Below are 12,521 nucleotides of genomic sequence, written 5' to 3' on the forward strand. Positions count from 1 at the left end.
ATGAACCCAGAACCTAAGCAATACCTGTTGTTGGGTTTGTATGAAAAAAGTAAAGTATTGGCTCCGTAACGTTTTTGGCTTTTCCGGGAAAGAAATCAGTGGATTTGGTGTGCTTACAATAATCCTGGTGTTGGCAGTAGCCGCACCTTTTTTTGCTAACCTCCTGTATTCCGGCAAACGTGCAGAGGCTACTGCAGATATTCGTAAGCTGGATAGTTTAAAAGCCCTACTGCAAGAATCCACGGCCAACTCTTCCGATATTCAAGCGGCTGTTCCCTCACCCTCCGATAGTTTTCCAATAAGTTCTTTCAATCCCAATGATCTTTCTGTGGATCAATGGCAGACATTAGGGCTTCAACAAACCATAGCACAGCGGATTAGTAATTACCGGCAAAAGGGAGGTACATTCCGGATAAAATCAGATTTGCTAAAAATATATGGCTTTCCGGCGGAAATATACGCACAACTGAAACCCTATCTCCTCTTACCTGACTCTCTCACCTACACAAAGAAAGAATATTCAACTACTCCATCTGCTAAGATTGAAAAACGTGTTACGCCGGAAGCAAAACCTGAAAAAGAGGTATTGTCTTTTGATTTAAACCTGGCAGATAGTACACAATTAGTTCAACTAAAAGGGATAGGACCTGGTTTATCCAGAAGAATTATTACTTACCGGAATAAGTTAGGCGGTTTTTACACAAGCAACCAATTAAGAGAAGTGTACGGCCTTGACTCAGTTGTGGTAGAGGAAGTGTTAAAACATGGGTATATCAAAACTCCCATCTTGCAACAAATCCCTATTAATTCGGCCACAGTACAGGAATTAGATGCCCATCCATACATTACTCCCAAAATTGCCAACATAATTGTCGACTTCAGAAAACAACATGGAAAGTACACAAGTCTAGAGAATCTTTATCAGATACGTGCGTTGGATAAAGGGACCTTGGATAAATTAGCTCCCTATCTTAGCTTTGATTAATCAAACAGATAGTTAAACAGCCATGCCAGTCCTTTGTTTCAGAAACCAATATGGATGGAAAGTATCTGTGCAGGACGATCTTCATTTACGGAGGCAAAGGACATTGAAAAAGCTTTCAAAAAAGCATTTGATAAGGGCAGAAATACTACCGCATGATTGAAAAAATAAAAGAATGGGACACACAACTGTTCCTCTTGCTGAATAGCTTTCATACTCCGTTGATGGACACAGCTATGTACTGGATCACAGACAAATGGTTCTGGTTTCCGTTTTATGGCCTTATCATCGTTTTTCTGATTAAGCGGTATAAATGGCAAGGGCTGTGGATTGTGATTGCCGTAGTTATTGCTATTACACTGGCAGATCAGATTGCCTCGGCCGTTTTCAAGCCCTATTTTTTGCGGAAGCGTCCCTGTTATGAAGAGGCGATCACGCAGATTGTTCATGTGGTGCGGGGTTGTGGCGGGCAATATGGGTTTGTTTCTTCGCATGCATCTACCACGTTCGCTTTTGCTATGCTGATGTGGCTCTTGCTGAGAAATTCATTGCCTTATATTTCCTACTTATTTTACTGGGCCTTTTTGGTTTCCTACAGCCGCATTTATGTAGGCGTACACTATCCCTTAGATTTGTTTTTTGGAGCAATGGTAGGAATCGGATGTGCTTTAGTAATGTATATGCTGTATAAACTACTGAAAATTGATAAACGGGCAATCAGCAGTAAGCAGCAAATAAATAATTAAACGCCCTGCTTTGAAGTTGATAGGAGCAACCTTACAGGATATTTAACTTTTTCAAAAAACCATCTTTATAGGAAGCACCAATGGGAATAAGCTTTTTATTGATGATAATAGAGAGGTCTTCAATAGATTCTATTTTTTCGATGTTGATAATAAATGAACGGTGTACCCGCATAAAACCTCCGGAACTCAGCCTCTTTTCCACGCCTTTCATAGTAGAATGTACCACATGGCGGCTGCCATTAGCTGTGTAGAACATTACATAGTCTGCCAGAGCTTCCACATAGAGCAAATCTTTCAGGTGAATTTTTACAATTTTGGAATCTGTCTTAATATATAGGTCCTTGGCATAGAGTTGTACTGGTTGCTGGGCATCAAAAAGCTCTTTGGCTTTGGTTACAGCTTTTAAAAATCTGGCATAGGTAATAGGCTTCACCAGATAGTCTGTAACGTTATACTCAAATGCTTCTACAGCATAGTCGGCACGGGAGGTGATAAAAATAACCTGTGGCTTTACCTGGAGGCTCTTTACCAGTTCCATGCCCGACATGTGCGGCATTTCTATATCCAGGAAAAGTACGTCTACTGGCGTTTGCTGCAATACGTTTGCCGCCTGAATAGCATCCGGGCAAGATTGAACCAGGCTGAGAAAATTGGTTTGCTCAACAAAATGTTGAACAATGGAACGGGACATATCTTCGTCATCAACAATCAAACAAGTCATGTATACTAAGCTGGTTATAAAAACTACGGTTATTCTACCCGAAAAAGGGAATGCAGAACATTACTCTTGCATTTTGAAAAATAGATTTTACAAATACAACAAAAAAATCAATTAATTGCTATTCATTACTTAAATCTGTCAGGAAGCATGCGCATTAGGTATTTACCAATAATATCAAATTCCAGGTTTACCGTGTCTCCTTTTTTAATCTCATGAAAATTAGTATGGGTAAATGTATAGGGAATAATAGCTACTCTAAATGTGTTATTGGTGGAGTTGAAGGCCGTTAAACTTACGCCATTAACACAGATAGACCCTTTTTCAACGGTAAAGTTACCTGAAGTAGCCTCGTATTCAAAGTCAAAGAGCCAGCTTCCGTCCAGTTCTTGTACTTGCGTACAAATACCAGTCTGGTCTACATGGCCTTGTACAATATGCCCATCAAAACGTCCATTGAGTTGCATGCACCGCTCCAGGTTTACTTTGCTCCCAATAGTAAGCTTTCCCAAATTGGTTTTCGACAAGGTTTCCTGAATAGCCGTTACCTTGTAGGTATCTGCTGTAATATCTGTTACGGTCAGGCAAACCCCGTTATGCGACAGGCTCTGGTCTACTTTTAATTCTGGTGCCAGTGGTGAGGCAATAGTAAAAGTAAGATTTGTTCCCTGCAGCTCTATCTGCCTGACTTCTCCAACTGATTCAATAATTCCGGTAAACATAGGTATTGACTAATGATGAATGATAATTGAGAGCGACTATTAACAAATGACTAATTACGCATTTTTATTTGTTAATAGTCATTATAATACGCCTTTGGTGCTGGGCATACTTTGCAGGTTTTGCACATCTCTGGCCACAGCCATTTTCACTGATTTGGCAAAAGCTTTGAAAATGGCTTCTATTTTGTGATGCTCGTTCGTGCCTTCTGCTTTAATATTTAAGTTACATTTCGCTGTATCTGTAAACGATTTAAAAAAGTGAAAAAACATCTCGGTCGGCATGTCACCAATCTTTTCCCGTTTAAAGTCTGCTTCCCAGACAAGCCAGTTTCTGCCGGAAAAATCTATCGCTACTTGTGCCAGGGCTTCATCCATAGGCAACAAAAACCCATACCGGTTTATGCCACGTTTATCTCCCAGGGCTTTGGCATAGGCTTCTCCCAGGGCAAGTGCTGTATCTTCTATGGTATGGTGCTCATCTATATGCAAATCACCCTTTACCTTAATTTGCAGGTCGGCACCAGAATGTTTAGCCAGCTGGTCGAGCATATGATCAAAAAAACCGACTCCAGTTTGCATATCTGCTTTTCCCTGTCCATCTAAATTTAATTCAATAGTAATATCCGTTTCTTTGGTAGTCCGACGCACCTGTGCTTTGCGTGCCGGTAAGCTCAGAAAACGCTGAATTTCCTCCCACTCTTGCGAAATCAATACAAGTGTTTCATCTAACGCGGCCAATTCTGTATCCGGAGCAGCGAATAGAATGGCTTTCGTACCCAGGTTACGGGCCAACTTTACATCTGTTAACCTGTCGCCAATTACATAAGAGTTGGCTAGGTCATAGTTGCCGTTTAGATACGCAGTAAGCATACCAGTACCGGGCTTGCGGGTAGGCAGTTGCTGGTGTTCAAAACTTTTATCGATATATACAGCTGAAAAATGGATACCTTCCCCAGCCAGTGTTTTTATCATTTTATTGTGTGCCGGCCAGAAGGTATTTTCGGGGAAAGAATCTGTTCCTAAACCGTCCTGGTTGGTAACCATTACGAATTCATAGTCTGTCTGTTTGGCAAGGCTATGGAGGGAAGTAATTACTTTAGGCAGAAATTCCAGTTTCTCTAGTGAATCTACCTGATAATCGGATGGCGGCTCAACAATAATGGTTCCATCACGGTCTATAAACAGTACTTTTTTCATGGCATGCAAGTTAAGTCTTCCTGAAGAGAAGTAAAAGCATCAGATAAAATTGGCAGTTTCCTCTGATAAACACGTAGCTTTGTTAGTAGTTTCCAACCTATGGCAAAAAGGACAACCAACGTATTTACGCCACATCATTTTAGTGAATTCAGGCAAAAAGCCATAGCCTGGGCACGCCAATTCAGCCATATGCATTTGTTCGACAACAATGCCTATACGTATCCTTTCGGGGGATTTGCTACTCTTCTGGCAGCCGGACATGCAGCTATATGTCCCATAACACCAGGAAATACGTTTGCATCTATGCAGCAGTTTCATGATGTGCACCAAGACTGGCTCATCGGGTATTTTACCTATGATTTAAAAAATGAGCTGGAAGACTTACAAAGCCGTAACCCAGATTATCTGCAATTTCCTCCGGCGTATTTTTACATCCCACTGCATATTATCCATTTTGACCAGGAAACTATCCGGATAGAGACCTTAGCAGATCCAGATAAGGTGTATCAGCAAATACTATCACAAGACCTGCCAAAAGAACCTGCTTCTCCTAAGATGGCTATCCAAATAAAGCAACGGACTACTGCTGAAACCTATCTGGCACATGTGGAGCAAATCAAAAAACATATTCTAGAAGGGGATGTCTATGAACTGAATTATTGTATAGAATTTTTTGCTGAAAATGTATCTATCCATCCCTGGCAGCTGTATCAGGAATTAACTACCAAATCTCCTATGCCTTTCTCCGTATATGGCCGCATAGAAGATTATTATTTACTTTGTGCCTCTCCCGAACGGTTTTTGAAGAAAACATGCAACCAGTTACTTTCCCAGCCGATCAAAGGCACCGCCCGGCGTGGCAGCTCTTTGGAAGAAGATGAACAAATAAAGTTTCAATTGCGGCATAACGAGAAAGAACTGGCAGAAAACATGATGATTGTAGATCTGGTACGTAATGATCTGGCTAGGAGTGCTGTTACGGGAAGTGTGGTTGTGGAAGAGCTGTTTGGCATCTATACTTTTCCCCAGCTCCACCAGATGATCTCCAGTGTGTCGGCTACTATTCGTCCAGATTTACCCTTTACCGACGCTATTAAACATGCCTTTCCCATGGGAAGTATGACTGGTGCACCTAAAATTAAAGCGATGGAGCTGATTGATGTGTATGAGCAAGCTTACCGGGGATTGTTTTCCGGGGCGGTGGGCTATATTACCCCAACAAGCGACTTTGATTTTAATGTAGTTATCCGTAGCCTTTTCTATCATGCCCAAACAAAATATCTTTCCTTCCAGGCAGGAAGTGCTATTACCTATGATGCGCAGGCGCAGCAAGAATATGAGGAGTGTTTATTAAAAGCCAGAGCCATCTGGAACATTTTGCAAACCGGGTAATACAAAATTATGGATTTGAAAAAATATTTGGTTACAATCAATCAGAGGTATAAATTAAGCTTAAATATTACATTTGTTTTTTCCTTAAAAACGAGTTGTTTTATAGGGTTATTTGATTATATTAGCTGCACTTTTACTAGTAAAAAGTATAAATGCTTCAACTAGAAAATCATTTCTAACTATTTTTATGATTTTTTGTAGTTATTGGCGTTAAGCTAATTGTTGAATTATTAGATAGTTCAAGCTTTTATATTACACTACCTGCCTATGGTTTTAAAATCTACTAATACTCCTGAAACATACAGAGAGAATCTTAAATTATGGCAAACCCAGAATTTTGATAAGAATCTAACAGAATACTATCATTTGTTTCAGGAAAATCCGGTGATGGATATTATATTGAATGCCGGCCCCTCCATGACCATTATTACAGATCTGCGTATTTCCAAGTATGTGTACGTTACAAAAAACTGCGAACATATATTAGGATTTACAAGTGCCGAATTTTTGCAGAAAGGAATGGATTTTGGCCTTAGTCTGATCCATCCGGATGACATAGAGGATTATCAGAAGGCGTTAAAATTTGTCTGGGATTTTTTACTCTCTTTGCCCGCGGCAAAAAGGAAGTATTATAAAACAAGCGCTGACTTCAGAATATGTACCAGGGCAGGCGTATACAAGCGGGTGCTGCAGCAAAATACTACTTTGCAGACTGATAAATCAGGAAATATAGTACTACTGCTCATGGTACTTTCCGATATATCCCATCTCAAAAAAGAAACTGGTGTATCGGCTGCCATTATATCTACAGAAAACGAAGGATATTTGGTGTGGGATGCAAAAGATTCACAGTTGAAAAACCAGATTGCTTTTAGCAAACGCGAAAGGGAACTTATAAAATATTTAGCAGAAGGATTCAGTACAAAGCAAATTGCTGATCGGTTAAATTTGAGTGAATACACTGTAAGTACACACCGCCGCAACATGCTCGACAAAACCAAACTACCCAATGCTAGAGCCTTGGTTAGTTATGCCATTAATCATGGAATGCTATAGTCAGCAACTGATCAGAAACTGGCTTTAAATGAATCAGCCCCAGGTTTCTGCTCCTTCTGCTTTCACTGCCTTGCAAAAGCCAAGGTCTTTTGACTATTGATTTTTTATTTGCTAACTTACTTGAAAGACCTGTCTCTATGAAAAATACATCTCTGCCATTGTTATTATTTCTTTTATTGGTGTCCTGTTTGGCCTCTGCACAAAGTTTTGAAGGAACCATTAAATACAACATGAAAGTTAATTTACCGAAAGAACAACAGGAGCAACTAGATAAAATGGCGCAAATGGGGTATGCCGTGCCCATGCCTACAGGTTTTGAGATCACTTCCAAGGCTCCGGTTACTAAAATGAAAATGCTGAATGGCAAGAGTACATTTATGGAATTTGTGACATTGGATGATAAAAAAGAAAGCTATTTGTTGAATCATAAAGAGAAAAAAGCTTATAAAATGCCTGAGGAATCAGAAAAAAGTGAGGGTACCAAACCGAAAGTTACTAAAACCAGTGAGACCACTACGATTGCCGGATATAAGTGCATTAAATATGTAGTAGAATACGCTAATCAAAAAACAACCCAACATATATGGGCTGCCACTGATATAAAGATGCCTGCTTCGGCTTTTAAAAACAGTATGGGGGGAAATAGAGGAGGTTCGTTGTTTATGGAAGGTATTGAGGGCGTACCCTTAAAAATGACCGTGACAGAAAATGGGAGTACATCCGAAATGACAGCCACTGAAGTGAACCGGGCAAAACTCAATATTGCTGATTTGCAAGTGCCTGCCGGATATACCGTAGAGCCCTTTAATGCCGCAGCCATGACCCGCATGATGATGGGAGGAATGGGAAATTAGCTATAAAGATTGAAAAGTATTTTAGAACAGAAAGAACGTGCTGCCTGGCAGTGCGTTTTTTGTTATGATATGCTATCCCTATTGTAATTTTATTGAATTCATTCCTTTTTTCTGTGGCATATTTTACCTTTGCAGGCTTAGCTGGCATTGTCTGGCAACTTGCCTGATACAAGTTCCGATTAAAGAGTGTTAGTAATCCAATATCATTTTAACGCGCATTCTATTTAGCTAAACTTTATGCAACATACTTTTATCCGGGATGTACTTATTGAAATAGGGGAAGCCGTTTGTAAAAAAGTGCACCGCTCGCTGCAGGAACAAACAGTAGAACAACGAAGTGCCGTTTACAAGGAGGGAGAAGACGATACAATCTATCAGATAGACCGCGACGTGGAGGAAATTCTTATTCCCATCCTGGAGAAAAATGCCAAAGTACTGAATGGCATTGTGCTTATTGCCGAAGGAATAGGCGAAGATACAAATGCGTTGGTTTTGCCAAAAGGCAAACGTGCCGAATCGGCTGCTTTACGAATCATCATGGACCCGATTGATGGTACCCGTGGAATTATGTACGATAAACGTTCTGCTTTTTTCCTGGCGGCTGCCGCCCCAAACAGAGGCGCGGCTACTTCGCTGATCGACATAGAAGTAGCAGTAATGACCGAACTTCCGACTTCCCGCAGTATCAGCAGCGATACGTTATGGGCTATCCGGGGGAAAGGTGCACACGGATTCACCCGTAATTTACTGACCCATGACATCACCAAACGGGAGGTTGCTCCTTCCAAATCTAAAACTATTATTGGCGGATTTGCACAGATCGCCCGGTTCTTTCCTCCCGGAAGAGACTTGTTAGCCCGGATTGAAGACGAGTTAATAGAAACCATAATGCCAGATATGCCTGCCGGGAAAGCAATAATATTTGAAGATCAATACATCTCAACCGGTGGCCAGTTATATGAAATGCTTATGGGCCACGACCGCTTCATTGCTGATATCCGGAATGTGCTCTATAAAAAACTGGCAAAAGAAGGAAAAAGGCCCGGCCACGTTTGCCATCCCTATGATATTTGTACGAAGATGATTGCCAGCGAAGCAGGAGTAATAATTACCGATGTATACGGTACCCGCCTGGATGCACCTCTGGATGTACTTTCACCAGTTGACTGGATCGGATATGCCAATGCCCATATACGTGCAGAAGTAGAACCTATACTACAGCACCTGATGAAAAAATATGGTTTATTAACGTAATCCTAAATTTTTGATGGATAAAACATTACTTGCCAGTTTTTTTTCACCCGATCAAGCTTATGTAGTAGCAAAGGCGCCTGGCCGGCTGGATGTAATGGGCGGTATAGCAGATTATTCCGGGTCTTTGGTGCTTCAAAAAGCAATTAAGGAAACTACCACGGTAGCTATCGCCCTCCGGCATGATGGAGTAGTTCGGATTAAAAGTTTAACAGCTGATAAAGCAGACCTTCAAACTACATTTCTGTATCAGGATCTTTTAAAAAATAGACAAGAGGTTGACTACGCAATTGCCAGGGAACAGGTAAAAAAGATACAAGGAGGCGATTGGGCAAGTTATGTGGTAGGCTGCTTTTTGGTCTTGCAAAAAGAAAAAGGCATTGTTGTATCCGGTGCAGACATTCTCATTACCTCTGACGTGCCAGTTGGCAAAGGAGTATCTTCCTCAGCCGCCCTGGAAGTAGCCACCATGAAGGCATTGAAAGAACTTTATCCACTTACGTTTGAACCTACAGAACTTCCCAGACTGGCGCAAAAAGTAGAAAACCTGATAGTAGGGGCGCCTTGTGGATTGATGGATCAGCTGGCATCCTACTTTGGCAACCATTCTCACCTATTACCCATCCTTTGCCAGCCGGATATTGTTCATGCACCTGTAGCTATCCCTGCAGGTATTTATTTTGTAGGGATTGATAGTGGTATCCGGCACTCAGTAGGGGATGCGTCCTATAGCGATGTTCGGGCAGCGGCCTATATGGGGTACAGTATGATCGTCCGGGAAAAAGGTATTACCAACGAGCAACTTGCCCATGCTAAAACCCAAAGAGACTTTTTACAATTGCCCTATCAAGGATATCTGGCTAATATTACGCCTGCAGAGTTTGAAGCTAGCTATGCCCAAAAACTGCTGTACCGGATGGCCGGCCACTATTTTATCAGACATTATCCGGTGCATCCAGACCCAGTGACAACGGTGGAAGAAGAAAAGTTTTATGCCATCCTGGATTGCACCAGGCACCCGGTCTATGAAAACTTCCGCGTAAAAACATTCCTATTGCTCCTGCAATACCTGGCTACAGGCCTTAATCAACAAAGCCGGATACAATGCCTGGAACAGTTAGGCGAACTAATGTACCAGTCTCATACGAGTTATTCGATCTGTGGCCTTGGCAATCCGCATACAGACGAACTGGTAGAAATGGTAAAACAGAACCGCAACAAAGGGGTATATGGCGCTAAAATTACCGGGGGTGGGTCTGGCGGAACAGTTTGTGTGTTATGTGACGGCGCAGAAGGGTTGCAAACTGCCCATACTATTCATCAACAATACCAGGAAAAGCACAGAAAATCTGTTAAATTTTTTGAGTAAGGAAAAGTAAGATAGATTATTTCCATAATTCCAATTTTATTTTACGCATTCATTTTTATTCTCATTGGCATTTAATATCTTTGCGTGGCAAATAACCATACGTAAACTGATTATTTGCCATGACCCTAGACAGCTCCAAGCTTTTATTCGAAGCACTTACCTACGACGACGTTTTATTGCTTCCTGCTTATTCCGAAGTGCTTCCCCGCGATACGCAGACTACTACCAAATTAACACCTAACATTACCCTCAATATTCCGCTCATCTCTGCTGCCATGGATACCGTAACAGAGTATGAACTAGCTATTGCCATGGCGCAGGAGGGAGGAATAGGCATTATTCATAAAAATATGTCTATAGAGATGCAGGCAGAGCAGGTACGAAAGGTTAAACGCTCCGAAAGCGGCATGATCCTCGACCCGATCACCCTGGATACCGATGCAACCCTAGGTGATGCACATAAGATTATGCGTGACTTTAAGATTGGAGGTATTCCGGTAGTAGATAAAAATGGCAAATTAGCCGGTATTCTTACCAACCGCGATCTCCGCTTTGAAAAAGTGATGAACAAACCTGTACGGGAGATAATGACGAAAGCAAACTTAATAACCGCTCCGGAAGGCATCAACCTGAATGAGGCAGAAGAAATTCTGCAGCAATATAAAATTGAGAAGCTTCCTATTGTTAATAAAGAATACAAGCTTATTGGGCTAATTACCTATAAAGACATTTTGAAGAAGAAGAGCCATCCGAATGCTTGCAAAGATTCCTTCGGACGTTTACGCGTGGGAGCAGCTGTGGGCATAACCCCAGATTACCTGACCCGTATAGCTGCGTTGAAAAAAGCAGGCGTGGATGTAATTAGCATCGATACAGCACATGGACATTCCAAAGGGGTTATTACAGCTCTAAAAGAGATTAAAGCTTCCTTTAAAGATTTAGAAGCCATTGTAGGAAACGTAGCCACTGGTGCCGGGGCCAGAGCATTAGCCGATGCAGGCGCCGATGCTGTGAAGATAGGGGTAGGTCCGGGTAGTATTTGCACAACCAGAGTGATAGCAGGCGTAGGCATGCCACAGTTGTCAGCTGTATATGAATCTGCCAAAGCGTTGGAAGGTACGGGTATTCCGGTTATTGCCGACGGCGGTATCCGGTTCTCAGGCGACCTGGTGAAAGCGATAGCCGGAGGAGCCAGCAGCATTATGATTGGATCATTGCTGGCAGGAGCTGAAGAAGCGCCGGGCGAAGTACTGATCTATGAAGGACGTAAGTTTAAAACCTACCGTGGCATGGGCTCTGTAGAAGCGATGGAAGATGGCTCCAAAGACCGTTATTTCCAGGATGCAGAAGATGATATAAAGAAACTTGTTCCGGAGGGAATTGTTGGCCGGGTGCCCTTTAAAGGAAAAGTAGCCGAAGTAGTATATCAATTAATTGGTGGATTACGGGCAGGCATGGGTTACTGTGGAGCAAAAGATATTGAAGCACTAAAGCAAGCTAAGTTTGTGAAAATTACGGCCGCCGGGGTGAAAGAAAGCCATCCGCATGATGTACAGATTGTTCGGGAAGCACCTAATTACAGCAGATAAACAGCAGCATTTGCCATTAAAAAGCCGTACAGATTAGTTTGTACGGCTTTTTTAGTTTGTCAGGTAGACATGTACTCACAGTACTGGCAGTAGTTGAACTATGAACGTATTAGCCAATATTCTTTCTATACCCTGAATTCACTAAATGCTTCTTTATAACTAATCTCATATCTTCTGCTTTTAACAAAGTTTCATGAGTTAAATGATCAATTAATAATTGCTTTGTTTCTTGTATGTCATTTTCTGTCAACAAATAAAGCTGAGAATCAATATTGAGTAGATAAACCTCTTTCTGTTGTTTCTTTGTTTTCAATCCAAGGGAACTGACATTTATTGTATAGGTTCCTTTTTGTTTTCCAACTTTTCCTAAGCAAGTTACTTCTGCAGAAGAAAAGAGGTTGCCGTATGCAAACGTTATATTGCTACTTGAAAACCTTTCCATTTTAGACCATTTCCCAAGAAGTTCAGTTAATTGTATAGATACCTTGTTTTCTTCAACCATTAACTCAAGTAAAGAATCAATAGGAAGGCTACTATTTGTAGGACCTCCTTCAGCATGAGCAAAGCTGGTAAGTATTAGCAACAATCCGGTATAAATAAACTTCATTGGATACTCTTATATGTTCATAATGGTAAGTAGATGCT

The 12,521-nt window shown here is 41.4% G+C and carries 12 protein-coding genes; 8 read left to right on the forward strand and 4 right to left on the reverse strand.

Features of this window, described 5'->3' with window-relative positions:
* The first annotated feature begins 40 nt into the window (after positions 1-40).
* The gene (locus Q0590_RS22530) at positions 41-985 is read left to right on the forward strand and encodes a ComEA family DNA-binding protein (protein WP_302039871.1); all 945 of its coding nucleotides are present in this window, start codon (positions 41-43) and stop codon (positions 983-985) included.
* 152 nt (positions 986-1,137) lie between these two features.
* Positions 1,138-1,728 carry a phosphatase PAP2 family protein gene (locus Q0590_RS22535; protein ID WP_302039872.1) on the forward strand — a complete coding sequence of 197 codons (591 nt, stop codon included), beginning with the start codon at positions 1,138-1,140 and terminating at the stop codon, positions 1,726-1,728.
* A gap of 31 nt (positions 1,729-1,759) precedes the next feature.
* Here the strand turns inward: Q0590_RS22535 and Q0590_RS22540 are convergent, their stop codons facing one another.
* From Q0590_RS22540 to hisB, 3 genes are all read right to left on the reverse strand, one after another.
* The gene (locus Q0590_RS22540) at positions 1,760-2,449 is read right to left on the reverse strand and encodes a LytR/AlgR family response regulator transcription factor (protein WP_302039873.1); all 690 of its coding nucleotides are present in this window, start codon (positions 2,447-2,449) and stop codon (positions 1,760-1,762) included.
* Positions 2,450-2,574: 125 nt separating this feature from the next.
* Positions 2,575-3,168: a riboflavin synthase gene (locus tag Q0590_RS22545; protein ID WP_302039874.1), complete on the reverse strand. Its 594-nt coding sequence runs from the start codon at positions 3,166-3,168 to the stop codon at positions 2,575-2,577.
* Between the two features lie 81 nt (positions 3,169-3,249).
* On the reverse strand, positions 3,250-4,365 hold the full coding sequence (hisB, locus tag Q0590_RS22550; protein ID WP_302039875.1) for a bifunctional histidinol-phosphatase/imidazoleglycerol-phosphate dehydratase HisB: 1,116 nt from the start codon (positions 4,363-4,365) through the stop codon (positions 3,250-3,252).
* Between the two features lie 99 nt (positions 4,366-4,464).
* Between hisB and Q0590_RS22555 the strand changes: the two genes are divergently transcribed.
* The 6 genes from Q0590_RS22555 (at position 4,465) to guaB (ending at position 11,876) form a co-directional block, all read left to right on the forward strand.
* Positions 4,465-5,757 carry an anthranilate synthase component I family protein gene (locus tag Q0590_RS22555; protein ID WP_302039876.1) on the forward strand — a complete coding sequence of 431 codons (1,293 nt, stop codon included), beginning with the start codon at positions 4,465-4,467 and terminating at the stop codon, positions 5,755-5,757.
* A gap of 267 nt (positions 5,758-6,024) precedes the next feature.
* The gene (locus Q0590_RS22560; protein ID WP_302039877.1) at positions 6,025-6,813 is read left to right on the forward strand and encodes a LuxR C-terminal-related transcriptional regulator; all 789 of its coding nucleotides are present in this window, start codon (positions 6,025-6,027) and stop codon (positions 6,811-6,813) included.
* Positions 6,814-6,950: 137 nt separating this feature from the next.
* Positions 6,951-7,667, forward strand: coding sequence for a DUF4412 domain-containing protein (locus tag Q0590_RS22565; protein ID WP_302039878.1), 717 nt, complete (start codon positions 6,951-6,953; stop codon positions 7,665-7,667).
* A 237-nt stretch (positions 7,668-7,904) separates the two neighbouring features.
* The gene (locus Q0590_RS22570) at positions 7,905-8,921 is read left to right on the forward strand and encodes an inositol monophosphatase family protein (protein WP_302039879.1); all 1,017 of its coding nucleotides are present in this window, start codon (positions 7,905-7,907) and stop codon (positions 8,919-8,921) included.
* A 13-nt stretch (positions 8,922-8,934) separates the two neighbouring features.
* Positions 8,935-10,287, forward strand: a complete 1,353-nt coding sequence (locus Q0590_RS22575; protein ID WP_302039880.1) for a galactokinase — start codon at positions 8,935-8,937, stop codon at positions 10,285-10,287.
* 119 nt (positions 10,288-10,406) lie between these two features.
* A complete protein-coding gene (guaB, locus tag Q0590_RS22580) occupies positions 10,407-11,876 on the forward strand; it encodes an IMP dehydrogenase (RefSeq protein WP_302039881.1) in 1,470 nt (489 codons plus the stop codon).
* 109 nt (positions 11,877-11,985) lie between these two features.
* On the opposite strand, the gene Q0590_RS22585 is transcribed toward guaB, so the two are convergent.
* A complete protein-coding gene (locus tag Q0590_RS22585; RefSeq protein WP_302039882.1) occupies positions 11,986-12,483 on the reverse strand; it encodes a hypothetical protein in 498 nt (165 codons plus the stop codon).
* Positions 12,484-12,521: the final 38 nt, after the last annotated feature.

The organism is Rhodocytophaga aerolata (assembly GCF_030503435.1).
Taxonomy (GTDB): Bacteria; Bacteroidota; Bacteroidia; order Cytophagales; family 172606-1; genus Rhodocytophaga; species Rhodocytophaga aerolata.